At 61.6% G+C, this 25,310-nt stretch carries 18 protein-coding genes; 11 read left to right on the top strand and 7 right to left on the bottom strand.

Annotated features, from left to right (window positions below; all coding sequences use genetic code 11):
• Positions 1-113: 113 nt before the first annotated feature.
• A complete protein-coding gene (locus PQR40_RS07425) occupies positions 114-1,445 on the bottom strand; it encodes an MFS transporter (RefSeq protein ID WP_408236695.1) in 1,332 nt (443 codons plus the stop codon).
• A 268-nt stretch (positions 1,446-1,713) separates the two neighbouring features.
• On the opposite strand from PQR40_RS07425, the gene PQR40_RS07430 reads away from it, so the two are divergent.
• Entirely contained in the window at positions 1,714-3,036 is a 1,323-nt protein-coding gene (locus tag PQR40_RS07430; protein WP_408236698.1) for an MFS transporter, read from the top strand.
• 172 nt (positions 3,037-3,208) lie between these two features.
• Complete coding sequence (locus PQR40_RS07435; RefSeq protein ID WP_408236701.1) at positions 3,209-3,919, top strand: FadR/GntR family transcriptional regulator; 711 nt, start codon at positions 3,209-3,211, stop codon at positions 3,917-3,919.
• Positions 3,920-4,031: 112 nt separating this feature from the next.
• Here PQR40_RS07435 and PQR40_RS07440 read toward each other — a convergent pair whose 3' ends face one another.
• From PQR40_RS07440 to PQR40_RS07450, 3 genes are read right to left on the bottom strand one after another with little or no spacing between them, the layout of a single operon-like run.
• Entirely contained in the window at positions 4,032-4,346 is a 315-nt protein-coding gene (locus tag PQR40_RS07440; protein ID WP_408236704.1) for an AtuA-related protein, read from the bottom strand.
• 1 nt (position 4,347) lies between these two features.
• The gene (locus PQR40_RS07445) at positions 4,348-5,706 is read right to left on the bottom strand and encodes an acyclic terpene utilization AtuA family protein (protein ID WP_408390372.1); all 1,359 of its coding nucleotides are present in this window, start codon (positions 5,704-5,706) and stop codon (positions 4,348-4,350) included.
• Positions 5,707-5,739: 33 nt separating this feature from the next.
• On the bottom strand, positions 5,740-7,044 hold the full coding sequence (locus PQR40_RS07450; RefSeq protein WP_325047073.1) for a CitMHS family transporter: 1,305 nt from the start codon (positions 7,042-7,044) through the stop codon (positions 5,740-5,742).
• Between the two features lie 99 nt (positions 7,045-7,143).
• Between PQR40_RS07450 and PQR40_RS07455 the strand changes: the two genes are divergently transcribed.
• A complete protein-coding gene (locus tag PQR40_RS07455) occupies positions 7,144-8,046 on the top strand; it encodes a LysR family transcriptional regulator (protein ID WP_408236713.1) in 903 nt (300 codons plus the stop codon).
• Between the two features lie 76 nt (positions 8,047-8,122).
• Here PQR40_RS07455 and PQR40_RS07460 read toward each other — a convergent pair whose 3' ends face one another.
• Positions 8,123-8,974 (bottom strand): IclR family transcriptional regulator, encoded by an 852-nt coding sequence (locus PQR40_RS07460; protein WP_408236716.1) that lies wholly within the window; start codon positions 8,972-8,974, stop codon positions 8,123-8,125.
• A gap of 143 nt (positions 8,975-9,117) precedes the next feature.
• Between PQR40_RS07460 and PQR40_RS07465 the strand changes: the two genes are divergently transcribed.
• The 5 genes from PQR40_RS07465 to PQR40_RS07485 all read left to right on the top strand — a co-directional run bounded on the left by PQR40_RS07465 (position 9,118) and on the right by PQR40_RS07485 (position 15,851).
• Positions 9,118-10,338, top strand: coding sequence for an acyl-CoA dehydrogenase family protein (locus PQR40_RS07465; protein WP_408236719.1), 1,221 nt, complete (start codon positions 9,118-9,120; stop codon positions 10,336-10,338).
• Positions 10,339-10,346: 8 nt separating this feature from the next.
• Positions 10,347-12,614 (top strand): acetate--CoA ligase family protein, encoded by a 2,268-nt coding sequence (locus PQR40_RS07470; RefSeq protein WP_408508688.1) that lies wholly within the window; start codon positions 10,347-10,349, stop codon positions 12,612-12,614.
• A gap of 161 nt (positions 12,615-12,775) precedes the next feature.
• Positions 12,776-14,146, top strand: coding sequence for an MFS transporter (locus PQR40_RS07475; protein ID WP_408338412.1), 1,371 nt, complete (start codon positions 12,776-12,778; stop codon positions 14,144-14,146).
• Between the two features lie 261 nt (positions 14,147-14,407).
• Positions 14,408-15,214, top strand: coding sequence for an alpha/beta fold hydrolase (locus PQR40_RS07480; RefSeq protein ID WP_408508689.1), 807 nt, complete (start codon positions 14,408-14,410; stop codon positions 15,212-15,214).
• A gap of 409 nt (positions 15,215-15,623) precedes the next feature.
• A complete protein-coding gene (locus PQR40_RS07485; RefSeq protein ID WP_408236728.1) occupies positions 15,624-15,851 on the top strand; it encodes a hypothetical protein in 228 nt (75 codons plus the stop codon).
• Between the two features lie 149 nt (positions 15,852-16,000).
• On the opposite strand, the gene PQR40_RS07490 is transcribed toward PQR40_RS07485, so the two are convergent.
• Positions 16,001-18,229, bottom strand: a complete 2,229-nt coding sequence (locus PQR40_RS07490; RefSeq protein ID WP_408236731.1) for an NADP-dependent isocitrate dehydrogenase — start codon at positions 18,227-18,229, stop codon at positions 16,001-16,003.
• A gap of 409 nt (positions 18,230-18,638) precedes the next feature.
• Between PQR40_RS07490 and PQR40_RS07495 the strand changes: the two genes are divergently transcribed.
• Entirely contained in the window at positions 18,639-20,831 is a 2,193-nt protein-coding gene (locus tag PQR40_RS07495) for a TonB-dependent siderophore receptor (protein WP_408236734.1), read from the top strand.
• Here the strand turns inward: PQR40_RS07495 and PQR40_RS07500 are convergent.
• A complete protein-coding gene (locus PQR40_RS07500; protein ID WP_408236737.1) occupies positions 20,828-21,766 on the bottom strand; it encodes a LysR family transcriptional regulator in 939 nt (312 codons plus the stop codon). The two genes, PQR40_RS07495 and PQR40_RS07500, sit on opposite strands and share 4 nt — an antisense overlap.
• A gap of 264 nt (positions 21,767-22,030) precedes the next feature.
• Between PQR40_RS07500 and PQR40_RS07505 the strand changes: the two genes are divergently transcribed.
• Together PQR40_RS07505 and PQR40_RS07510 are read left to right on the top strand one after the other, a co-directional pair.
• Positions 22,031-23,581, top strand: coding sequence for an MFS transporter (locus PQR40_RS07505; RefSeq protein ID WP_408508746.1), 1,551 nt, complete (start codon positions 22,031-22,033; stop codon positions 23,579-23,581).
• 415 nt (positions 23,582-23,996) lie between these two features.
• Positions 23,997-25,307: a TolC family outer membrane protein gene (locus tag PQR40_RS07510; RefSeq protein ID WP_408390390.1), complete on the top strand. Its 1,311-nt coding sequence runs from the start codon at positions 23,997-23,999 to the stop codon at positions 25,305-25,307.
• Positions 25,308-25,310 lie beyond the last annotated feature (3 nt).

Here is a 25,310-nt window from a genome sequence, read left to right on the forward strand (position 1 = left end):
GGTTGAATTAGTGAGCCAGCACGTGGGCGTCCGCGTGCTGCACAAGCGCGCTTGAAACCCATGCCGGACAGAAAGTGAGAAATGCGTTATTCATAGTCGACAATTTTCGCCGGTCAGTGGGCTTTGCTATGCAGCGATTCCGGCAACGTGTCGGAGTTCACACGGCGATTGCGGGTCAGGAAGCCGGCCGCCGCCGCGATCAGCGAAGCCACGCCCAGGGCATACAGGCCGCCGGTAATCGAGCCGGTATGCTGCTGCAGATAGCCGAACGCGGCCGGCGCGAAGAATCCGCCGAGGTTGCCCACCGAATTGATCAACGCAATAACCGCAGCGGCAACGCGTGCATCCAGATAACCCTGCGGAATCGGCCAGAAGAGCGAAGACGCTGCCTTGAAGCCGATCGCCGAGAAGCAGATTGCCACGAATGACAGTACCGGGTTACCCGAAGTCGAGGCGAACAATCCGCACGCCGCGATAACGAGCGCCACGGCCAGCCACGCCTGCTGGAAGCGCCATTTCGCCGACAACACCGCGAAACAGTACATCGCGACCATGGCGATGAGCCACGGGATCGCATTGAACATGCCGACCTGGAAGTCCGAGAGCCCACCCATCTTGCGGATGATCGTCGGCAGCCAGAAGGTAGCCGCGTAAATGGTCAATTGAATCGCGAAGTACAGGAAGCAGAACAGCAGAATCTGCGGGTCCTTCAGCAGCTTCATCGCGGGCAGATGCGCACCGCCGTGCGCCTCGCGCTCGGCCTGCTCCGCCGCAATCGACGATTCAAGAACGGTCCGCTCTTCAGCCGTCAGCCACGAGGCATCGCGAATGCGCGACTTCAGCAGCATCCAGCTGACACCGCACAGCACGATCGAGAAAGCGCCTTCAATGAGAAACATCCATTGCCAGCCGTGCAGGCCGAAGCCGCGAATCGACAACAGGCTGCCGGTAATCGGACCGGACAGCACCGACGCGAGAGCGGAGCCCCCAAGAAAGACCGCCACGGCCTTGCCCCGCTCCTTTTGCGGCAGCCATTGGGTGAAGTAAAACACTACGCCCGGAAAGAAGCCGGCCTCGGCGACACCGAGCAGGAAGCGCAGCACGTAGAAGGACGTATCGTTCCAGACAAATGCCATAGCGGCCGCGACCAACCCCCAGGTGCCCATGATGCGGGTCAGCCAGGCGCGCGCGCCATACTTCTGCATCAGCACGTTCGACGGCACTTCGAAGAGCGCGTAGCCGATAAAGAACAAACCGCTCCCCAGCCCGTATGCGGCTGCGCCAATGCCGAGGTCCGTCTGCATGTGAGCGTTGACGAAGCCGATATTCACGCGATCGATGTAGTTCGCGATGAACATGATCAGAAAAAGCGGCAGCACGTGCCGCTTGACCTTCGAGATCGCGGACTCAAGTGGGTCGGCGGCCGTGGTGAGAGCAGATGTCAAGGTTGTCTCCAGTGTCGGCCACTCCGGCGGCCTGCCCGAACGCACCACGATGCATTCGAGCCGGCCGGATGATCCGGTCCTTAAATGCGTGATACGTTGTCTGACGACAGTCTACTACTTTCTATCGACTGATTCCAACGGGGCGTTTACCCTGCCTTGCAAGGCATATACATTGGGACTTCGCCACGAATATACTGCAATAACACGTCGCACCACAAAAAACGAACTAAGACGTCTGATGACTTGAATTCTGCCCAGGAGGCAATCCATGAAAACACTGGCGACGGCGTCCGCCGCCGAACCACAAACGGCGGGGACTGCGACGACCGAAGAAGATTCGCTGTATTCACTGGTCACCCGCAGGCTGATGCCCGTGCTGCTCACCGCGTTCTGCATTGCTTATCTCGACCGGATCAACGTGGGTCTCGCCAAGTTGCAGATGGCGTCCGATCTCGGATTCAGCGACGCGGTCTACGGTTTCGGCGCAGGAATCTTCTACCTGGCCTATGCGATCTTCGAAGTCCCCAGCAATCTGATCATGCATCGGGTCGGCGCGCGCCGCTGGATCGCCCGCATCGCTGTCTCATGGGGACTGGTGTCGATGTGCATGCTGTTCGTGCGCACGCCGGCCTCGTTCTACGCCCTGCGGCTGCTTCTCGGGATGGCCGAGTGCGGCCTCTTTCCGGGCATCATCCTGTATCTGACCTACTGGTACCCGGCCCATCGACGCGGCAGGATCGTCGCGATGTTCATGGCGGCGCTGCCCATCTCCGGGCTGGTCGGCGGCCCGCTGTCAGGCTTGATCATGCAGCGGTTCACCGGCGTATCGGGCCTGCACGGCTGGCAATGGCTGTTCTTCCTCGAGGCGCTGCCGGCGGTGGTTATCGGTATCGTCATCTGGTTTCTGCTGCCTGACCGGGTGGCGGACGCACGCTGGCTCTCCGACGAACAGAAAAGCATCATCGCCGCCAATATCGCCAAAGAGGATGCCCAGAAGCCGACGTCGAACACGCGCAGCGTCTTCACGAGCGGACGCATCTGGCTGATGAGCCTGATGCTGTTCGCGTTCGCCACCGGCAACATGGGTATCAGTTTCTGGCTGCCGACCATCCTGCAGCGTGCAGGCCATGGCAGCGCGCTGAACGTCGGCCTGCTGAGCGCGATTCCGTACGCGTTCGCGGCGGTCGCCATGATTGCCCTCTCGATGAGCTCGGACAAACGGCGCGAGCGCCGCTGGCACCTCGCTTTACCGGCGTTTGCTGGCGCCGCGCTACTGGCGCTCAGCACGGTGTGGAGCAACGACCTGACCATGACGATCGTGACGATGACCGCGGCGTCGATGTGCGTGTTCGCCGTTGCACCGCTGCTGTGGGCTCAGCCGACCGCCCTGCTGAGCGGCGGAGCGGCTGCGGCGGGCATCGCGATGATCAGCTCGCTCGGCAATCTGGCGGGACTCTTCTCGCCTTCGTTGTTCGGCTATCTCACCGTACGCACGCATAGCACGTCGGCAGGGATGTTTCTGCTGGCGGGGTTCATGGTGCTCGGCGGACTGTTGGCGCTGATGACACCGGCACGCCTCGTCAACAAGTGATCGCAGGCGAGCCGCTGCTTTCAAGCGGCGTCCTGTGCCATCCTTTGAGGGAATTTCGGCGCGGCCACCGCGCCTGATTCTGACTGGCGCTATGATGGCCGTATCGAGACGTGAAATGACGTCTCTCGCACACAGCTTGTATTTCCAGCCGATTAGTCACTAAGCCACAGCAATGAGCAGCCTAACTGAGAAGGTGGTGGCCACCCTTTCCGATGAAATCCGACGCGGCGCCCTGAGGCCGGGAGATCGCATCCCGACAGAAGTCGCGATGATGAAGCAGCTCTCGGTGAGCCGCTCCGTGGTTCGCGAAGCGATCTCGCGCCTGCAGGCGGCCAAGGTGGTCGAGACGCGCCACGGCATCGGCACGTTCGTTCTGGAGCCGGCCACGGAGCAGTCCATGCAACTGCCCGCCGCCGACCTGTCCAGCATGCTGGACGTCATGGCCATTATCGAATTCCGTATCGACGTCGAGGCGGCCTCAGCCGCGCTCGCCGCAGCGCGACGGACCGAGCAGAATCTCAGGCAGATTCGTGCCGCGCTGGAGCGTTTCGAGTCCGAACTCGAGCGGGGAAGTACTGACACGCTGGCGCACGACATCGAGTTTCATCTGCAGATCGCGCGCGCAAGTGGCAATCGCTATTTCTTCGATGTACTCAGTCAACTCGGCCGCGCGGTGAGCCCGCGCACGCGCCTCGGCACCGCTGAGATCGCGGAGCTCGACCATATCGAGCACCTGCGCAACGTGCTTAGCGAGCACCAGATGATTTATCGGGCGATCGAACGTCAGGACGCGGACGATGCACGCGCCGCCATGCGGATGCATCTGAGCAACAGCCGCGAAAGACTTCGGCGCGCGCATGAGTTGAGCAAGGCAAGCGGTTAGCGCTAACGCATACGCGAAACGGTCACGACTCATGGCCGGGTCCGGCAACCCGACCAGATGCTGCGCGGCGATCGCGCGCGGGGATGGATTGCCAGACCGGCTCGAAACGGATCTACGGCGTAGGGGCCTCGACATCCAGCCCCATCAACGCCGAACTCAAGGATTTGCCGTGCGCGTCGAGCGCAAGCGAGCGCGTCACGCCTCCGCCGAGCGCATGACCGAGTACGAAGTTGAACGCGGCAATGCCAGGCAGTTCATAACGCACCACGTCACCTTGAACGACATCGCCCAGATGCGCCTTGACCCGCTCCGGTGTCAACACCGCTCGCAGATGCCCATAGTGCTTCGCGTCGTAACAGATCACGGAGATGTTCAGCGTATTGCCCTTGTCGCCGGTACGCGAATGAGCAAGCTCACGTAGTTTCATATCACGCCTCCACCAGCGAGAAAATCGGCTTCACATGCTCGCGCGGCAACAGCACCGATTGCACCGCGACGACTTCGCGCGACGACTTCGTGACGCCGCCACCGCCCGCCGGACCATTGGTGTAAAGCGTCTCCACCTCATTGCCGATCTGCACCGCTTGCGCCTGCGATGTGGTGCGCCCTGCCACCCGCGCTCGCACCTCATAAGGCTCGGCGTAACCGGCAGCCACCGCTTCGCCATGCAACGCGTTCACGCCGATCAGATCGAAGCGCAATTCGCGCGTTTCCACGCCGGTCAGCGCAAGCCGTTCCCGCACGATATCGAGTGCCAGCCGGGCACGCGCCAGCGCGCCGGGACCGCCGTACGAGATCTGCCCTTCGCCGATATAGCCGTCGAAGTACGCGACGGACACCTTCAGGGTATCCGTACGCGGTGTGCCACGTCCACCGCTCACATGAACGCGATCCGGCGCTTCCCGCCTGACACGCACCTGGGTGAAATCGGCGACCACGTCCGGTTGCAGATAGCGCTGCGGGTCGTGAATCTCATACAGCAGTTGCTCCTTGCAAGTCGCCTCGGTCACCTGTCCGCTGGATTGCGCGAGCTTGGTGATGACCACGGAGCCATCGAGCGCCACTTCAGCGATGGGAAAGCCGAGCCTCGCGAGGTTGGGAACGTCCTTGAAACCCGGATCGGCAAAATAACCGCCCGTGATTTGTCCGGCGCATTCGAGCAGGTGGCCGATCACCGTCGCCTGCCCGAGCGTCTGCCAATCGTCCATCTGCCAGCCGAATTCGTGGATCAGCGGCGCCACGAACAACGACGGATCGGCGACACGTCCGGTCAACACGATCTGCGCACCGGCGGCAAGCGCATCGACAATCGCCGACGCGCCGAGATACGCATTCGCGGACACGAGGCGATCCTTGTACGAAGCGACGCTTTCACCGGACTCCTCGAAGCGGAAATTGCCCTGACGCACGACGTCGAGCACATCGTCCCCGGTGACCGCGGCAATCTTCACATCGCCGAGACCGAGCGCGCGCGCGATCTCCGCGGTCTTGCGCGCCGCCGCGAGCGGATTCGCCGCGCCCATGTTCGAAATGATCCGCACGCCGTTGCGTATCGCAGCGGGCAACACGGCCTTCATGCGCGTTTCGAGCAGCGGATCGTAGCCGAGCTCTGCGTCTTTGCTGCGCGCCTGCTGCGCAATCGCAATGGTGCGTTCGGCGAGGCATTCGAACACGAGGTAATCGAGCGCGCCGTATTCCGCCAGTTCGACTGCGGGTTCGATGCGGTCGCCGGAATATCCCGCGCCCGCGCCAATTCGCACCTGGCGTCTAGCGTGAGTGGTCGTCATGCTGGTCGTATCCATTCAGTGAAACAGTCAAGCTCACAACGAAAATATCCCCAGCACGACGCAGGCGATCGTCATCACGATCGACGCGCCGAACAGCAGGGGGAACGTGAATTTCTGGTGGTCGGCGAGATCGATACCGCACAGGCCGACCACGAGGAATGTCGCCGGTGTCAACGGGCTGACCGGAAAGCCGGTCGTCATCTGGCCGAGCAGCGCGGCCTGGCCCACATGTACGGCGGGCACGCCGAGCTGGCCGGCCACCTCGGCAATCACCGGCAGCACGCCAAAGTAAAACGAGTCCGGGTCGAACAGCATGCTCAGCGGCATCGACATCAAGCCGAGCGCGACGGGAATGTGGCTTGCCATCGCGGGCGGCACGAAGCCCACGGCTGCCTGCGCCATCGCTTTCAGCATGCCGCTGCCTTGCATCACGCCAGTGAACACGCCGGCCGCGAGCAGAATGCCGGCCATCATCAACGCGGCGCGCGCGTGAGCGTCAATACGCTTGCGCTGCATGTCCACGTTCGGATAGTTCACCATCAACGCGATGCACAGCCCCACCATGAACATGATGGCCGGTGGAATCTTCTCGCCCATCACGACCATCGTGCCGAGTACGAGCAGCGTCAATACGATGTTGAACCAGAAGTTTTTCGGCCGGCGCAAGGCTTGCTCCTCGGGCGTCAGTTCGCGCTTCGGCATCGGCACCGAACCGCTCGCACCCGTGAGGCCAAGCCGCTTTTCCTCGCGCCGCCCAAGCCAGAACGCCATGCCGAAGACGAACACGAGGCCGATTGCCTGCACCGGGATCAGCGGATTGAACAATGCCGAAATCGGCAGATGCAGCGACGCCGACGCGCGGATCATCGGCCCTGTCCATGGCAGAAAGTTGATGCCGGCCGCCATCGAAACGGCCGCGGCCAGCACCCGCCGATCCATCTTCAGGCGATCGTAGAGCGGCAGCATCGCGGGAATCGTGACGAGAAAGCAGACCGCGCCGGAGCCGTCCAGGTGAATCAGCAATGCGAGCAGCGTGGTGCCCATCACAATGCGCGTGGGTCGTGTACCGACGGCCCGCAGGATACGGTCGATGATCGGATCGAGCGTGCCGGCGTCGGTGATGGTGCCGAAGTAGAGAATCGCGAACACGAACATTCCGACCACGGGCGCGAGGCTCTTGAGCCCGTCGATCACGAACTTGCTTGTCTGAAAGCCGAAGCCGCCGATGAGCGACGCCGCGATCGGCACGATGATGAGCGCCACCAGTGGCGACATCCGTTTCGACAGGATCGCGCCGAGCAGCACGACGATGGTGGCCAGCCCCAGCAATGGCAGCATGTGCTTGTCTCCAATGTTGTTTTTTACTGCGATCCAGCGTAAGTTCGAGCCGGCAATAAATCAATTGAAATGATTTGATCACAGCAATTACAAACCATTATGGATCTGAACCTTCGGGACATTCGCGCGTTTATCGCCGTCGCGCAAACGGGCAGCTTCACGCGTGCGGCGACACGACTGCATCTGTCCCAACCGGCCTTGACGGTGCAGATTCGCCGCCTCGAGGAAACCGTGGGCATGCGGCTCTTCGATCGCAACAGCCGCAATGTCGCGCTCACGCCGACCGGCCGCGAACTGTTACCGCTGCTGCAGAAGTCGCTGCACGACATGGAACACGTGCTGATCGACGCGCGTGCGCTCGGCGAGGGTACCAGCGGCACAGTACGGATCGCGTGCCTGCCGACTTTCGCGGCCAGCGTCTTGCCCGAACTCGTGCAGGAGATGAAGAAGGCCGTGCCGCGCGTGAGCTTCCACGTGCGCGACGTGGTCGCCAGCATGGTCAACACGCTGGTGCGCAACGAAGAGGTCGATATCGGGCTGACCGGCGGCGAACTGGATGATGCCGGCTTCGAGGTACTGCACGCGGGCATCGACCGGCTGGTAGCGGTTTTTCCGAAGCGTCATGCGCTGGCACGGCGGCGGCGCATCACGCTGGCCGACCTCGCTGCCGTGCCGCTCGTGTTGACCGCCCCAGGCACGAGCGTACGGGCGGTGGTCGATAGCGCCTTTGCAAACGCTCGCTGTGTGCCGGAGATCGCCTGTGAGCCGACCTACATGATGAGCGCCGTCGCTATGGCACGCGCCGGGCTCGGCGTGACTATCCTGCCCGCGTCGGCTCGCGAGGTTCGAGCGGAACCTGAACTGGTGGTCCGCCCTGTCGACGATCCCGCGTTCACCCGCCCGATTGCCCTCATCAAGAAACGCGGCAGGACCCTGCCGCCCGTCACGGAAACCTTCGTTGCGGTATTGATCGACAAGCTCGGCGACTCAGCGTCGGAGTAAGTACATCGCGCTGCGCGGTGGATATCGGCGGGGGTGCGGATATTCACCGCGCAGGAGAGGAATATCTCCAAAGGGCCTAATAAATCCCCATCGCCCCTTCAACACTGCGCACCATCGAAACCAGCCGCGGCCCGATATCCCCCTCCAACTGATTCTCCTTCAGCAGATAGGAAGGCACCCCGCAGTTGAACACCAGAATCTCGCCGTCGCTCGACGGTTTCATCGGCACGGCGACGGCGTGCACTTCCTGTCGCAAGTCTCCGTACGAGACGCAGAATCCGCGCTCATAGAAGTAATCGATGCCGCTCATCACCCGCTCGCGAAACGTATTCCATTCGTTCGGCGCCTTGACCGCAATCTCATTGCAAAGCGCCTCGCGGCGCTCGGCCGGCAGCGCGGCGAGCAGCGCCCGGCCCATCGCGGTGCGCACGATCGGATAGCTCAGGCCGATATCCGCCGGCAAGCCCAAAGGTGTCGTGCTGCGGCTGCTTTCCAGATACACGACATTGAGCCGGTCACGCATGCCGAGCGAGACCGAGCCGCGAATCTGATCCGCCAGGTCCTTCATTGAAGGCCGCGCGATCTGCCGCACGCTCAAGCTCGCGAGCAACGGATAGCTCAACGACAGCACGGCCGAGCCGAGCTGGAACTTGTTGTTCATACGATTGACGCGCAGGTAGCCGAGGCGCGTGAGCGTGTAGGTGAAGCGCGAGATGGTGGCCTTGGTCATGCCGGTGCGCGCCGCCAGGTCCGCATTGCCGAGCTGCGATTCGCGTGGCGTGAAGCAATGCAGGATGTCGAGGCCGCGCGCTAAAGTCGTGGCGAATTGCCGGTCGCCGTCGAATTCGTCGGGCACATAGCGGGCCTTCGAATCCAGATAGTCGCTTGTCAGCGCTGCCGCTTTGGAAAGCTTGTTGCTGGCTGCCATGATCGTCTTCCTCCAGATAGCCTATTTTGCGCGCCCTGTTCAGCATATCCAAACTCTGTTCTGCAGAGTCGAACAAATCACGCAGTCAGCCTGTAAATATTCGATAGTAAAGCCATAAATCGACTCACATGACGGAGACAGGCATGACCATGAACCCCTCGCATTTCGACTCGATGCTCGCGGACGTCGCGCGTTTCGTTCGTGAAGAAGCGATGCCGCGCGAAAACGAGATCGAGAAGGCGGATGCCGTGCCGGCGGATCTCGTCGAACGCATGCGCGAACTCGGCTATTTCGGCTGGAGCATTCCGCGCGATTTCGGCGGCGCAGGACTTTCGACGGAACAACTCGTGCGCGGCGCGTTCGAGCTCTCGCAAGCCTCGGTGGCATTCCGTGCGCGGGTCGGCACCAATACCGGCATCGGTTCGGAAGCGCTCGTCGCCGACGGTACCGACGCGCAGAAGCAGCACTATCTGCCCCGTCTCGCCTCGGGCGAACTGACCGGCGCTTTCGCGCTGACCGAAGCGGACGCCGGCTCGGACGCCACCGCGTTGCGCACCACCGCGCGGCGCGAGGGCGATCACTACATTCTCGATGGCAGCAAGTGCTTCATCACCAACGCGCCGATCGCGGACCTGTTCACGGTGATGGCCCGCACCGATCCTGCCACGCCCGGCGCCGGTGGCATTTCCGCATTTCTCGTCGAACGCGGCATGCCGGGTCTCTCCACCAGCGCGCCTTACGACAAGATGGGCCAGGCGGGCTCGCCGGTCGGCGACGTGGTGTTCAATGCGTGCCGTGTGCCTGCGGCCAATCTGATCGGCGGCGTCGAAGGCCAAGGCTTCCGTACCGCGATGAAGGTATTGAACAAGCAGCGCATTCATCTGGCCGCGCTGTGCACAGGCCCCGCCATGCGGATGCTTGAAGAAGCCGTTGCCTACACATCGAAACGCGAGCAGTTCGGCAAGCCCGTCGCCGAGTTCCAGCTCGTGCAGGCGCTGATCGCCGAATGCCAGACCGAAATTTTCGCCGCGCGCTCGATGATTCTCGAAACCGCTCGCAAACGCGATGCGGGCGAAGACGTGGCGCTGGAGGCGTCGATGTGCAAGATGTTCGCCTCGGAGATGTGTGGTCGCGTCGCGGACCGCGCGGTTCAGATGCTCGGCGGACGCGGCTATCTCGCGGGTAATGCGGTCGAGCGGTTCTACCGCGATGTGCGCGCGTTCCGCATCTATGAAGGCACCACACAGATTCATCAGTTAAACATCGCGAAGATCACGCTGCGGCGCGCGGCTGAACGCGATCTGGCGGAACAGAAGGACAGCAAGAAGGACAGCGTGCAAGCCGCCGCTGCGCGTGCAGCATGAACACCGTCATGAACCCCGTCATAAAGTCTGATATGAAGTCCGGCACGCGCTGCGCAAACACGCTCGATATTAACCGGCTCGTCGATCCGCGCTCGATCGCGATCATCGGCGCCTCGAACGATCCGAAATCGATCAGCGGCCAGCCGATGCGCTTTCTCATCCAGCACGCTTACCAGGGCGCGCTGTATCCGGTGAATCCGAAATATGCGGAGATTGCCGGCGTGGCATGCCATGCCAGCATCGCCGCGTTGCCCGCTACGCCCGATCTCGCGCTGATCCTCGTTGCGGCGCGTCGCGTTCCCGACATGCTGCGCCAATGCGGCGAAAAAGGTATCGGCTTCGCGATCATCTACAGCTCAGGCTTTGCGGAAGCGGGCGAAGCCGGCGCCGCATTGCAGCGCGAATGCGCAGACATCGCCAAGGCGTTCGGCATCCGCATAATAGGCCCGAACTGCCAGGGATTCGTCAGCACGGGCGCCGGCGTCTACGCCGGCTTCGGCGCGCCGTTCGGCGTCGATTACCGGCGCGGCGGCCTGTCGCTGATTTCGCAAAGCGGAGGTTTCGGTTGTGCGTTATTGCTGATGGCCGACGAACTCGGCATCGGCTTGCGGCATTTCATCACCACCGGCAATGAGGCAGACGTCAGCCTGCTCGATCTCGTCGATGCATGCATCGCGGACCCGCAAACGTCGCTGATCGCCGCGTATATCGAAGGCTTGAAGGATGCGCGGCGTCTCGTCGACGTCGCCAACCGCGCGCTCGACGCCGGCAAGCCGCTGCTCGCATGGAAGGTCGGCAATACTGCCGACGGCGCCAAAGCAGCCGCGTCGCACACGGCGAATCTGGGCGGCGCCTCCGCGCTCTATCGCACGGCTTTCCGCCAGACCGGCGTGATCGAAGTCACCGATGTCGCGGACCTCGGCGACTACGCCAGGGCGTTCGAAGCCAAACGCCTGCCGTGCGGCAACCGGATCGCGGTCGTCACGCTCTCGGGCGGCGCCGGCATTCTGATCACCGATGCCTGTGCTGAACGTGGCATGTCCGTGCCCGCGTTGTCGGCCGCCACGCTCGAGCGGCTCAAACCGATCGTGCCCGCGTTCGCCTCGCTGAACAATCCGATCGATCTCACCGCGGGCATCCTCGCTGAACCAAAGATTTTTGCCGACGCGCTGCAGATCATTGCCGACGATCCGAACATCGACGCCATCGCGATCATGGCAGCCGCAGCGAGTGGAGAAGTGGCACGCACGATGGCCGAGGCGATCGTGCGCGTCTACGGGAGCACGACCAAGCCGATGATGCTTGCCTGGAACGCGCGCCGCGATATGGCATGCGAAGCGTACGAGATGATCGAGACACATGGCGTGCCGCTGTACGCAACACCCGTGCGTTGCGGACGCGCGTTCGCGGCGTTGTCAGACTATGCGCAGGCGCGGCGCACGCGTGCCGCGGCATGCAGCGCTGAACCGCTTGCACTGCCGCAATACGATGTCGAGCAAGCACGCACGTTGCTAGCCGCCAGTCGGGGCGACCTGACCGAACACGCATCGCAGGCGTTGCTACGCAATTACGGCATCGAGACGCCCCGGAGCGGGCTCGCGCATAACCGCGATGAAGCATGCGCCATCGCGCGATCAATCGGCTTTCCGCTTGTGATCAAAGTGCAATCGCCTGACATTCCGCACAAGACAGAAGCCGGCGCAGTGCGCGTCGGCATCCGCGATGAAGCGACACTCGCCGATGCTTTCGACGAAATCGTCGCGAACGCGCGCCGCCATGTGCCTCACGCACGAATCGAAGGCGTGCTGGTGCAGGAAGAGATCCGCGATGCGATCGAGATGATCGTCGGCATCGAGAACGATGCGTCGTTCGGACCGGCTGTGATGTGCGGTCTCGGCGGGATCTATGCCGAAGTGCTGAAGGACGTGACCTTCCGGCTCGCCCCGGTCGCGCGCGCCGACGCCCACGCGATGATCCGCGAACTGCGCGCCTTCGCAATGCTCGACGGTGCGCGTGGCAAGCCAACTGGCGATATCGAGGCGCTCGTCGAAACGATCGTCACGCTCTCCGCGATGGCGCTCGACCAGCAGGCGAACCTGAAGGAACTGGATATCAATCCGCTTTTTGTGCTGCCCGCAGGCAAGGGCGTGCGGGCCGGCGACGCGTTGGCACGCTGCATGCCGCGCGCGGCCGACGCCGCGGATCTTGCCAACGCCGCTGCCGCCAACCACTTGCACGAAAGCGAGCATTGCGCTCCGGCTGTCGTGGACGGATAGTGAGGCGGTGCCAGGCCGCTTTGAGACCGGACGTCGCTGATTTGCCGCGTACAGCTACATACAGCGCTACACATCGCGCTAAAGCCGCACGACGCGTGGCAACACGCATCGCAACAGACACAGCGACGTTCACCGCAGTTGGCATTCTTCGCGAGACCATCATGCACGGCTATTCGCATTCAGGCACATCGAGCACAGACGACCTTACGCCCGTCGAAGTCGACCGCACTTACCGCAAGATCTTTTTCCGGCTGATTCCGTTGCTGTTTCTCTGCTACGTGATCAGCTATATCGACCGCGTCAACATCAGCTTCGCCAAGCTGCAGTTCATGCACGACCTCGGCTTCTCGGAGTCGACATATGGCTTGGGCGCAGGGCTTTTCTTCATCGGCTACGTGTTGTTCGAAGTCCCGAGCAATCTGTGGATGCAGCGTGTCGGCGCGCGCCGCACGCTGTTGCGCATCATGTTCGCGTGGGGGCTGGTGTCGAGTCTGATGATGTTCGTACGCACGCCGACGCAGTTCTACGCGATGCGCTTCCTGCTTGGTGTGACCGAAGCGGGCTTCTTCCCCGGCATCATCTTCTATTTGAGCTGCTGGTTTCCGGGCGCGCGGCGCGCCCGCGTCACCGCATTTCTGATGATGGCCACGGCGGTGGCGGGCATCATCGGCGGCCCGATGTCCGGATTCATCATGACGCGGCTGGCGGGCGTCGGTGGCTTGCCGGGCTGGCAGTGGCTGTTCCTTCTCGAAGGCGTGCCGGCCGTGACGCTCGGAATCGTCGCGTTCCTCATGCTCGGCGACAAACCAGAAGACGTGAGCTGGCTCGATGAGCGCGAGAAAGCGCTGGTGTCGCGTGAACTCGCCGCCGATGAGCAGACCAAGCAAACCGGTCATCTCGACGGACTGCGTGGCGCGCTCGCCAACCCACGCGTGTACTTCGCAGCGCTCGTCTATTTCGCGGTGATGATGCCGTTCAACGCAATCGGCTTCTGGGCCCCGACCATCATCCGCGACATGGGTGTCGCCAACGTGCTGGACATCGGGCTGCTGTCCGCCCTCGTCTTCATTGCGGCTGCGCTCGGCACCTATGTGGTGGGCGCCAGTTCCGACCGGACCATGGAACGGCGCTGGCACGTCGCGGCCAGCGCTTGCGTCACCGCGCTGGCGTTCGCGCTGCTGCCGGCAGCCGGCCATAACGTCGCGCTCGGCGTGGGCTTGCTGGCGCTGGCGGCGGCTGCGTCGTACGGCTCGTTTGTCGTGTTCTGGACGATTCCGCAAACCTTCCTGCCGCGCTCCTCGGCGGCGGGCGGCATCGCGATGATCACGAGTCTCGGCGGCACCGGCGGCTTCGTGAGTCCGGCGTTAGTTGGCTGGGTCAAGACGCAGACCGGCAGTGCGCAATATGGGCTGATTGGATTGGCGGTGGTGCTGCTGGCCGGGGTCGTGTTGATGCTGGTCGTGTTTCCGGCGCCGCGCAGAAGCGTGTCGAATACGGCCGCGCAACACGGGCTCGGGCAAACGAATTATTGAGGGGAGGCACCGGCGCCGAACCACGCTTCCGGCCTCGGCCTCGGTATCGCCTTACTGACCGAGATTCTGCGGTACGCGCAACGCAGGCACACGGGTTCGCGTGCTGCCGGACGAGACTCCGCTTGCCACGACGCGGCATACGTTGACGCTGCCCAACCACGGTCCGGGCACGAAAATCCGTAGCGTGGTTGATTTTCTGGTGGTGGCGCTGGCAATCTAGGGGGTTCTTGGGTTGCTGAGCTCACCAGGAAGGAACCGTTTATGGAATTCCACGACGACGACCTCACCCATTTCGAAGCGCACGGCGCGGCCCCATTGCCGGTCTCGAACGACCATGGCTACGTGGAGCACGAAGGCGCGCGAATCTGGTACGCGTCATATGGGAGCGGCGCGCCGGTGATCCTGCTGCATGGCGGTCTGGGACACAGCGGCAACTGGGGTTATCAGGTCCCGGCACTGGTCGCTTCGGGGCATCGCGTGGTGGTGGTCGACAGCCGCGGCCATGGCCGCAGCACCCGCGATGCGCGCCCCTATAGGTATGAGTTGATGGCCTCCGACGTTCTGGCCGTAATGGACACGCTCCAGCTCGACCGGGCGGCGATGGTGGGCTGGAGCGACGGCGCCTGCGTCGCCCTGGTGCTCGGCCGCCAGGCCCCGGAGCGTGTTGCAAGCGTGTTTTTCTTCGGCTGCAACATGGATCCGGGCGGGACGAAAGAATTCGTGCCGACGCCGATCATTGACCGTTGCTTTGGGCGGCATGCCGAAGACTATGCGCAACTCTCCACGACGCCCGCCGACTTCGACGCATTTGTCGGCGCGGTCAGCGAAATGATGAGAACCCAACCCAATTACTCGGCGCACGATCTGGCCGGGATTCGCGTGCCGGTTGCGATCGTCCAAAGCGAACACGACGAGTTCATCAAACCGGAACACGCCGAATATCTCGCCCGCAGCATCCCCGGCGCGGCGCTGACTCTCCTGCCTGGCGTGAGCCACTTCGCCCCGCTGCAACGGCCGGCGCAATTCAACCGCGTGATGCTCGCTTTTCTGAAGCGGGTTCTTCCCTGAAAGGAGCGATCCCGCCCGACGTTTCGTTCCGCCGCGAATGCATGACACCCCACTATTTGGCCACAACGCCAAAATTTCACGATGTGGCATGAGCCCTTGCTTCGTAAAAAATCGTGGTGCGTGGCACAAATTCGTCATTTCGCAATGCCGCCCCACGTTGCACATCGTAAAACGACAACTGCAAGCCTTTATTTTTAAACGATATTTTTTGATCGAATGAACCGTCTAACAGCCCCTTGCGCCATGACTCACTGACGTAGACTCTTTTACAAGAGCCGACGCTTCATAGGACGCAGCGAAAAGGGTGCAGCGAAAGACGGGACGAAGACGCAGTCGCAGTAAGTCCCCCGCCCGCACATGAAGCAGGTCACGGCATCGCGGTTTTTAATTGGCAATTGGGAGACTAAAAATGAAAGGCTTTCGCTTTGGATCGACCCAGGGAGCGTTCTACATTTTGCCGGGCCAGGATGGTTGGGAGGCAACCTACGGCAACGAAACGCTCGGTGAATTTTCCAGCCCGCAACAGGCTGCCGATGAAGTCGCACGCGGCCTGAGCTGCCCGCAGCTGACGGAGGTGGACACGTCGACGCTCGAGATTCCTGAAAAGCTCTGCGATTGGGAAATCGTTCACGTGTGAGCGCAGGCATGACCGCCACTCACGTATGCGTAGAAATGACGATGGCGCTCCTGAGGAGCGCCATCGTCTTGCTGACCGCTGACTTTTTTGCCTATCTGAATGCGTTAGGCAACAGCGTCAGTGCCTTATTCAGCACCACATTCAGACCATCAGGCAATCGCGTCGACGATCTTGTTCAGCGTGGCGCTCGGGCGCATGGCCTTGCTCGTCAGTTCGACATCCGGACGGTAGTAACCGCCGATATCCACCGGCTTGCCTTGCGCTGCACCCAGTTCTTCGATGATCTTCGCTTCGTTGTCGGCCATCGCCTTCGCCACGCCGGCAAACTGCGCCTGCAATGCGGAGTCTTCGGTTTGCGCGGCCAGTGCTTCGGCCCAGTACATGGCCAGGTAGAAGTGGCTGCCGCGGTTGTCGATACCGCCAATCTTGCGCGCCGGCGACTTGTCGTTGTCGAGGAACTTGCCCGTTGCCTGATCCAGCGTTTTGGCCAGAATCTGCGCCTTCGGGTTGTGATACGCGCCGCTCAGGTGTTCGAGGGAAGCCGCCAACGCCAGGAATTCGCCGAGCGAATCCCAACGCAGGAAACCTTCTTCGACCAGTTGTTGAACGTGCTTCGGCGCCGAACCGCCCGCGCCGGTTTCGAACATGCCGCCACCGGCCATCAGCGGAACGATCGACAGCATCTTCGCGCTGGTGCCCAGTTCCATGATCGGGAACAGGTCGGTCAGGTAGTCGCGCAGCACGTTGCCGGTGACCGAGATCGTGTCCTTGCCGGCGCGGATGCGCTCGATCGAGAACTTCGTCGCTTCAACCGGGGTCATGACACGGATATCCAGACCGCTGGTGTCGTGGTCCTTCAGGTATTGCTCGACCTTCCTGATGATCTGGGCGTCGTGTGCGCGAGCCGCGTCCAGCCAGAAAATAGCCGGCGTGCCAGTGGCGCGAGCGCGGTTCACCGCGAGCTTGACCCAATCCTGGACCGGCGCATCTTTGGTCTGGCACATACGCCAGATGTCGCCGGCTTCAACCGCCTGCTCGATCAGCACCGTACCGGTTGCGTCGGTCACGCGGACCACGCCGTTCGCGGAAATCTGGAACGTCTTGTCGTGTGAACCGTATTCTTCAGCGGCCTGCGCCATCAGACCAACGTTCGGCACCGTACCCATCGTGACCGGGTCGAAAGCGCCGTTCTTTTTGCAGTCTTCGATCACAGCCTGGTAGACGCCGGCGTAACAACGGTCCGGGATCACAGCCTTGGCGTCGTGCAGTGCGCCGTCCGCGCCCCACATCTTGCCCGACTCGCGAATCATGGCCGGCATGGAAGCGTCGACGATCACGTCGCTCGGCACGTGCAGGCTGGTGATGCCCTTGTCCGAGTTGACCATGGCCAGTTGCGGGCGTTGCTCGTACTGCGCCTTGATGTCGGCTTCAATCGCTTCACGCGTTTGCTCCGGCAAATCCTTCAGACGCGCGTACAGATCGCCGATACCGTTGTTCGGGTTGAAGCCGGCTTGCGCCAGCGCGTCGGCATGCTTGGTCAGCACGTCTTTGTAGAACACCGACACCACGTGACCGAAGATGATCGGATCCGACACCTTCATCATGGTCGCCTTCAGGTGCACCGAGAACAGCACGCCCTTGCTCTTCGCATCGGCAATTTCCGCTTCGATGAAACTGCGCAGCGCGTTCTTGCTCAGCACCGAAGCGTCGATGATCTCGCCCGCTTGCACGGCCGTCTTTTCTTTCAGGACCTTCGTCGAGCCGTCGGCGGCGATCAGTTCGATCTTCACGGCGCCGGCGGCTGCGATCAGCGCCGATTTTTCGCTGCCGTAGAAATCGCCGCTGCTCATGTGCGCCACGTGCGACGTCGAGTCCGCGCTCCAGGCGCCCATCTTGTGCGGGTGCTTGCGTGCGTAGTTCTTGACCGACAACGGCGCGCGGCGATCCGAATTGCCTTCGCGCAGAACCGGGTTCACGGCGCTGCCCTTGATCTTGTCGTAGCGAGCCTTGACGTCTTTTTCGGCCTCCGTATTCGCTACGTCCGGATACGGCGGCAGCTTGAAGCCCTGATCGCGCAGCTCGGTAATCGCGGCCTTCAGTTGCGGCACCGAAGCGCTGATGTTCGGCAGCTTGACGATGTTCGCTTCCGGACGCGTGGTGAGTCCACCCAGTTCCGCCAGATCGTCGGAACCCTTCTGTTCCGCGGTCAGGTAGTCCGGAAATGCAGCGATGATCCGGCCAGCAAGCGAGATATCGCGCGTTTCAACGATCACGTCGGACGAGCGCGTGAACGCCTTGACGATCGGCAGCAGCGAGTAAGTCGCCAGAGCAGGCGCTTCGTCGGTCAGGGTGTAGATGATCTTCGGCGGAGTGGACATGTTTGATGCTTTGCTAGATGAAGTGTTAGACAGAGCGTTCGTGGCGCTGAGCCCGCGAGTTGCGACGAAGCAGCAAAAACGCAGCGCGACCCACGGCACTACTTTTTACGGCCCGACCGTGAGTATATGCGCGTTTTCCAGTAGCTGCTGCTAAACAAACATATCGCCGCGACGCCCCGAAAGGGGCCGATCCCCGCCACTCAAGGCTTACAGCCTATTACCCTATGTCTTAAGACAGATGTCTTATAGATGACTTACCATGCGAAATAGATTGTTAATGCGAATCAGATGCATTACCATTCGTATGGAATCGCAGTTTGAACTATCCGTTTAACCACCACTCGCTCGCATGCTGCCGTTTCGCACATCTTTGGTGCGCGGCGGCGCCACCCTGCCCAATTCAAACAACATGCAGAATCTATTTGTCGCCAGCCGCTCAGCGCGGCCAACGTTTATGCGCGGCCAACGCCGTACTCCGTCGCTACTCAGTGCGGGGCTTCTCGTCAGCGTCGGTTTATCGTTGTCTACGCTGTCGTCATCGGGCTGGGCGCAGGCTGTGCCGGCAAGTGACGCTGCCGCCACGCTGCCGGCCGTGAGTGTCTCGGCAACGAAAGACACCGCCGTGGCACAGGCCGACACGGTCAGCGCCGGCGCGCTGGGTTCGCGCAAGCAGGTGGACACGCCATTCTCGACGCACGTGGTGACGAGCGACGAGGCGCAGGACCTGATGGCGGCAACCGCCAACGATCTGTTCAAGTACGACCCGGCGGTGTCGACCATCAGCGAAAACGGGATCAGCGAAAACTCCATGTTCACCGTGCGCGGCATGCCGATCGACACGCTGAACAGCATCAAGGTGGATGGCCAGACGTTCCCGTCGTGGGACACGGATCTCTCGCTCGAACCGTTCGAGCAGGTCGAATTGCTCAAAGGCCTGTCCGGCTTCATGTATGGCTTCGGCTCGCCGGGCGGTATCGTCAACTACGTGCTGAAACGCCCGACCGACGATCCGTACCGCAGCATTTCGATCGGCTACAAGTCGGCCGGCGTGTTCAGCGAAGCGGTCGATCTGGGTGGCCGTTTCGGCAACGACAACCGTTTCGGCTACCGCCTGAACCTCGTCAATGAAGACGGCAACACGGCGGAAGATCACGGTCACGTGCGCCGCCAGGTGGCTTCGCTTGCATTCGACTTCCGCATTACGCCGGACCTGACCTTTAGCGCCGACGCTTTCTATCAGAAACGCAAAACCAACGGCACGCTGTTCGGCCTGATGTTCGGCTCCGGCCTCGGCATTCCCGACGCAAGCACCGTCACCCATGCGCTGACGCAGCCGCAGAATTACTACCAGACCGAGATGGCCTCGTTCGGCACGGGCCTCGATTACCGCCTCTCCGAAAACTGGCATGCGAGCGTGAAATACCGCTTTGCCAAGGAAAACCGCACTAATTCGGACAGCTTCCTGTATGTCAACGACGACGCGGGCAATTACTCGAACACGCTCTATGCGGCGATGACGCGTTACTTCTATCAAAACGTCGACGCGATGGTGCAGGGCAAATTCAACACCGGCAGCATCAAGCACGACGTCGTACTCGGCGCGGGCTTCGAGACGCAAACCAGCGAGTACAGCAACAGCACAGGCTGGAACGACGGCTACTTCCTTGGCAACGGCAATCTGTACAACAGCACGCTGTTGACCAACGACGAAGTCAGCATCGGCTCGGAGCTGTACCGTCAGCAGCGCACCACGCAGGCCGCTGTGTACGCGAGCGATACGGTGCAGTTCACGTCACGCCTGTCCGCCCTGGTCGGCGTGCGCTACACGCAATACCGCGAGCACGTGTACGACCCGAGCGGCGCCGTCTCGTCGCAATACAATGCGGATCCGGTCACGCCGACCTTCGCGCTGATGTTCAAGACCGATCCGTACTCCACGGTGTACGCGAGCTATGTCGAATCGTTGGAACAGGGTGGCGCGGCATCGAACACCAACCTCAACTACCCGGCCACGTTCGGCCCGCTGAAGAGCAAGCAGTACGAAATCGGCTTCAAGACGGACCACAGCAAGTGGGGCGCCAATCTCGCGCTGTTCCGTGTCGATCAGGGCTACAACTATACGAACTCGGCCAACATCTTCGTGCAGGACGGCACGAAGCGCTATACCGGCGTCGATGCAAGCGGCTGGCTTGCGCTGACGAACGAATGGCGCGTGATGGGTGGCGTGATGTGGCTCGACACGAAGGCAGTCGATGTGGACGATGCCAGCGTCGAGGGCAAGCGCGTGTATGGCGCACCACGGTTTACCGTGACCGGTCGTATCGAATACAACCCGTCGTACCTGCGTCCGCTGACGCTGGCGTTTGGTGGGAAGTACGTCGGCAACCAGGCGGTCGATGCGGCTAATACGCAGTTCGTGCCGGCTTATGTCACTTACGATTTGAGCGGCCGCTACGAGACCAAGATTGCCGGAAAAGATGTGACATTCCGGGCAGGGATCAACAATCTGTTCAACCGCCGTTACTGGACCACGGCGTGGGGCTATTACGTGGCGCCTTCGCCGACGCGCACTGCTGTGGCCAGCGCTACGTTGCAATTCTAGTCACGACGCACAATGGGTGCGCCTGCCGCAGGCGCACCCAGCATAGCGGGAATCTCCGCAACCAGCGCGTCGATCGCGCAGCGCGTTTTCAAGGGTAGATATCGACTCTTCGGCCACACCACGTGGATCTCCTGAGAAGGCCGGAAGCAGTTCTCCATCACCGTCACCAGTTCGCCCGTTTCCGCATAGCGAGCCAGTAGCCAGCTGGGCAACCAGGAAAGGCCGAACCCCGCAATAGCGGCATCGACAATTCCCTGCATGTCGTCGAAAGCAAGCTGCGGCCGAACATCCGCGCGACGGATTTGTCCATTGACGTCGAGCACATCCCATGGGTCAGCGGCCCCTGCCCTCAGGTAAGCAATCACGACGTGCCCGCGCAATTCATCCACGTTGCCCGGCGTGCCATGCCGCGCCAGATAGGAAGGGGCGGCGCCAATACTCGCATACTGCATACCGAGCTTTCGCGCCGCGAGGCTCACGCTGTCGACCAGCGGACCGATCCGCACAACGAGGTCGAAACCTTCTTCCACCATGTCCACGAAACGATCGCTAATCGAAATATCGATCCTCAATTGCGGATGCCTGCGCGCGAGCCGGAGCAGCACCGGCGCCACACAATGATGACCAAAGGCCTGCGGCACGCTCACCCGCAAACGCCCTTTGGGTTCGCGCCGCCCTGAATCCAGATCGGCTTCCGCGGCTTCGAGTTCGGCGAGCGCGCGCACGCAGCGGTCGTAATAGGCTTGCCCGTCTTCCGTGAGACTTTGGCTGCGCGTCGTGCGCGTGAGCAGGCGCACACCAAGACGCTTTTCGAGCCGGACAATCACTTTGCCGACCGCCGAGCGCGTCAGGCTCAAGCGTTCCGCGGCCAACGCAAAACTGCCCGCCTCCACGACGCGCACGAACGTGGTCACGCCATCCAGGATGTCACTCATCACCTCACCTCATTTAATTGGTTCCTAAAAGGACGCATTTATGGGATTAATACGCGTCAATCGGGATACTAATTCCCTCTATATTACACAGTCCATGGTGGCAAAGCCCATCGACTATTGAGGTGAATTTCTATGTCCAGGTATCGGATCGCTCCGCCAGGGCGCGACAGGCAACCCCAGGCGGCCGCTGCTGCAGAACGCCAATCGACTTCGCGTAAGAAGCCGGTGGCTCAGGCGAGCCGCCCCTTCCCAATTCCAAAGAACATGCTGGCGCTGGCCGCCGTTTGCCTGTCTTCCTTGATGTTCGGCCTCGAGATCTCCAGCGTGCCGGTGATCCTGCCCACACTCGAACGGCTGCTGCATGGCGACTTCAAGGGCATGCAATGGATCATGAACGCCTACACGCTCGCAGTAACGACCGTGCTGATGGCGACCGGCACGCTTGCGGACCGATACGGCCGCAGACGGATATTTGTCATCGGGATTGCGTTGTTCGGCATCACGTCGTTGATTTGCGGATTCGCGCAGAGCGTACCGACGCTGATCGTCGCGCGTCTGTTGCAAGGTGCGAGTGGCGGCGTGATGTTGATATGCCAGGTCGCGGTCCTTTCGCACCAGTTCAACGAGGGACCGGAGCGCGCCCGCGCGTTCAGCGCGTGGGGCATCATCCTGGGCATTGGGCTAGGCTTTGGGCCGATCATCGGCGGGATGATCGTTGCGTTGTCGGGTTGGCAATGGGTTTTCTGGGTGCACGCGCTGCTCGCTGCCGCCACCTTGATGTTCGTGTTCGGCGGCGTGCAGGAGTCGCGTGATCCCCACGCGCATACGCTCGATATTGCCGGCATCGTCACGCTCTCACTGGCGGTATTCGGCCTCGTGTACTTCATCACGCAGGGCTCGGACATGGGCTTTACGAGCCCGCGCGCGATCTTCATCGTCGTGGCGACGCTGGTGGCTTTTGCAGCCTTTCTTTGGGCGGAGCAACGCAGCGCCCGCCCCATGTTCGACTTTTCGGTCTTCAGGATTCCGCAGTTTTCTGGCGCGCTGATGGGTTCCGCGGGCATGAATTTCAGCTTCTGGCCGTTCATGATTTACCTGCCGATCTATTTCCAGATCGGTCTTGGCTACGACAGCGTGAGCGCGGGATTGGCGCTGCTTGCGTACACGCTGCCGACGCTGCTCTTTCCACCGCTTGGGGAACGGCTCGCGTTACGTTATGGATCCGGAATCGCCATCCCTGTTGGGCTCTTTACGATCGGCCTCGGCTTCATCCTGATGCGATACGGCAGTAGCGCCGCGCATCCGGGCGTGCTGGCCATGCTGCCAGGCTGCGTACTCGCCGGCGCCGGTCTGGGCTTGACCAACACACCCGTCACCAATACGACGACCGGCGCGGTTCCCGCCGAGCGCGCGGGCATGGCATCCGGCATCGACATGAGTGCACGGATGATTACGCTTGCGATCAATATTGCGTTGATGGGCGCGATATTAATTGCCGGCATTCTGTTTCATCTGAAGGCAAGACTGCCAACGACGATCGACACCCGCCTGCTCGCACGATTGGCCGAGAAAATTGCCGCGGGAGATGTTGAAGCCATCAGAGCGGGAATTCCTGCGTTGGCGCAGATCGATCCCACTGAAACCGTCGTTCACGCTGCACTGATAGAAGGCTTTGGCTGGGTAATGCTATACGGCGGCATCGGTGTATGGGTGCTGGCCGCGCTCAGCTTTTTGATTTCCGGAAGCACGTCGAGAAACCCGAGGCAAGTCAGAGCGGCCACGCCAGCCCCCTCCCTTCCCGCCGACCCTGGCTAAACGTCGATTCGGTAGTTCACGCACCCGCGTTTGATGCGATTTGCATACGCTTTTTTCGGGCAATTTGATTTCGGAGTTGTCTGATTCTTCCATTGGTCTGCCTCTGCAAAACTAAATTAAACATTCACTTCATAACGAGCGCTCTGATCCCTTCTTTTGGAATCAGCGGTCGCCGTCTTGAATTGCCAGGGAGATATAAGACGATGGGACGCAGTCACCTTGCGATAGAGCTCCTTGTGCACCACGCAGCCAGAATGCCGTGCATCGAATATATGCAGCCGCACTGGCAAGACCGCCATGACGATCTGGCTGGATGCCAGTGATGTTTCGGTCGCCTCACACCGAACGCCAATCGACAGAGTTCGGCCGCCTTCGTCGTCTCCGGTCACCTGCGCTTGTCTCCGGGCTACTGGCGTTGTCTTTTCTGACCGGGGCTGCCCACGCTGCAAATCTGTCCCAACTGGCTGACGACGCTCTGGCGCATGACGCCACGCTTGCGAGTGCTGAAGCGTCATACCGCGCCGGTCTGGAGAGGGAGCCCGAGGCGCGCGCCGCGCTGCTTCCGCACCTCGGGCTTACTCAGTCCGATTTCAGGAATGCGATCCATGTCCCGGGACAACCTGCCGCGCCCTATTCCACGGTAGGGGCGACCCTGTCGTTCAATCAGTCGCTATTCAAGTGGGACGACTGGCAGGCCTATCAGGAAAGCAGGCTCTCAGTCGTTGGTGCCGGCTTCACGTTCGCCAGCGCGAAGCAGGATCTCCTCCTGCGTGTGGCCCAGGCCTATTTTGATGCGCTTGCCGCGAAAGATACCTTTCTGCTTTCGCAGGAGCATCTGCGCTCGATCGATGAACAGTTGGGCCTGACCAGGCGAAGCTTTGCACTGGGCGCAGCGACGATCGTCGATCTGGATGAGGCACAGGCAGCGTCCGATTCCGCGCATGCCGATCTCGTCAAGGCGCAGGGGGAACTTGCGAGGCGCTACGCCGCGCTGCAAAAGATAGTTGGCCATTCCGTCGATGCGGTTGAACCGCTCGATGCAGACGCAAGCCTCACGACTTTTACATCCAGTTCATCCGATACCTGGGAATCGGTCGCTCAAACATCCGGGCTGGGTGTCAGGCAGCAGCAGATTGCACTTGAGGTCGCAAGGCGAGAGGTCAGCAAGGTGGATGCGGGCTATATGCCAAGCGTGTCGATAGTCGGCAACGCGAGTAACGGCAATGCCGCGTTCATCAACGGACAGACCAACTTCTATACCGGCGCCCACCGGGCTTCATCCGGCGAGATTGGCATCCAGATCAGCATTCCGCTGTTCGACGGCCTTTCAACGTCGAGTAAAAAGCGCGAAGCCCTGGCGCTCAGGGACAAGGCCGAACACGATCTCGAGGATGCACGCCGCTCGGCCGCGCTTGATGCCCAGCAGGCATTTCTCAGCGTGCGCGATGGGCTCGCGCAGATCGCCGCGCTACGCACTGCGCAGCGATCCGCCGAGACGGCCCTGCAGTCTGACCGTAAGGGTTTTCGTGTGGGCGTGCGCATCAACGCTGACGTTCTCGACGCCGAGGACAAACTCTTCAGCACGCGGCGCGATCTTGCCAGGGCTCGATACGACACGCTGATGCAGTTCCTCCACCTCAAGGCAAGCGTCGCGCAGCTTGACGAAGCGACGCTTGCACAACTTGACCCGCATGATGGCCAGAAGGCCGCGCCCTCCCAGAAATAAAAC

Source organism: Paraburkholderia sediminicola (assembly GCF_046026855.1).
In the GTDB taxonomy this organism is placed as follows: domain Bacteria; phylum Pseudomonadota; class Gammaproteobacteria; order Burkholderiales; family Burkholderiaceae; genus Paraburkholderia; species Paraburkholderia sediminicola_A.

Excerpts from the sequence above, each read along its gene's own strand:
- PQR40_RS07430 (WP_408236698.1), top strand. The coding sequence starts at position 1,714 with ATGAAAACACTGGCGACGGCGTCCGCCGCCGAACCACAAACGGCGGGG.
- PQR40_RS07435 (WP_408236701.1), top strand. The coding sequence starts at position 3,209 with ATGAGCAGCCTAACTGAGAAGGTGGTGGCCACCCTTTCCGATGAAATC.
- PQR40_RS07485 (WP_408236728.1), top strand. The coding sequence starts at position 15,624 with ATGAAAGGCTTTCGCTTTGGATCGACCCAGGGAGCGTTCTACATTTTG.
- PQR40_RS07460 (WP_408236716.1), bottom strand. The coding sequence starts at position 8,974 with ATGGCAGCCAGCAACAAGCTTTCCAAAGCGGCAGCGCTGACAAGCGAC.
- PQR40_RS07500 (WP_408236737.1), bottom strand. The coding sequence starts at position 21,766 with ATGAGTGACATCCTGGATGGCGTGACCACGTTCGTGCGCGTCGTGGAG.
- PQR40_RS07490 (WP_408236731.1), bottom strand. The coding sequence starts at position 18,229 with ATGTCCACTCCGCCGAAGATCATCTACACCCTGACCGACGAAGCGCCT.
- PQR40_RS07450 (WP_325047073.1), bottom strand. The coding sequence starts at position 7,044 with ATGCTGCCATTGCTGGGGCTGGCCACCATCGTCGTGCTGCTCGGCGCG.
- PQR40_RS07495 (WP_408236734.1), top strand. The coding sequence starts at position 18,639 with ATGCAGAATCTATTTGTCGCCAGCCGCTCAGCGCGGCCAACGTTTATG.
- PQR40_RS07455 (WP_408236713.1), top strand. The coding sequence starts at position 7,144 with ATGGATCTGAACCTTCGGGACATTCGCGCGTTTATCGCCGTCGCGCAA.
- PQR40_RS07440 (WP_408236704.1), bottom strand. The coding sequence starts at position 4,346 with ATGAAACTACGTGAGCTTGCTCATTCGCGTACCGGCGACAAGGGCAAT.
- PQR40_RS07445 (WP_408390372.1), bottom strand. The coding sequence starts at position 5,706 with ATGACGACCACTCACGCTAGACGCCAGGTGCGAATTGGCGCGGGCGCG.
- PQR40_RS07465 (WP_408236719.1), top strand. The coding sequence starts at position 9,118 with ATGACCATGAACCCCTCGCATTTCGACTCGATGCTCGCGGACGTCGCG.
- PQR40_RS07505 (WP_408508746.1), top strand. The coding sequence starts at position 22,031 with ATGCTGGCGCTGGCCGCCGTTTGCCTGTCTTCCTTGATGTTCGGCCTC.
- PQR40_RS07475 (WP_408338412.1), top strand. The coding sequence starts at position 12,776 with ATGCACGGCTATTCGCATTCAGGCACATCGAGCACAGACGACCTTACG.
- PQR40_RS07480 (WP_408508689.1), top strand. The coding sequence starts at position 14,408 with ATGGAATTCCACGACGACGACCTCACCCATTTCGAAGCGCACGGCGCG.
- PQR40_RS07470 (WP_408508688.1), top strand. The coding sequence starts at position 10,347 with ATGAACCCCGTCATAAAGTCTGATATGAAGTCCGGCACGCGCTGCGCA.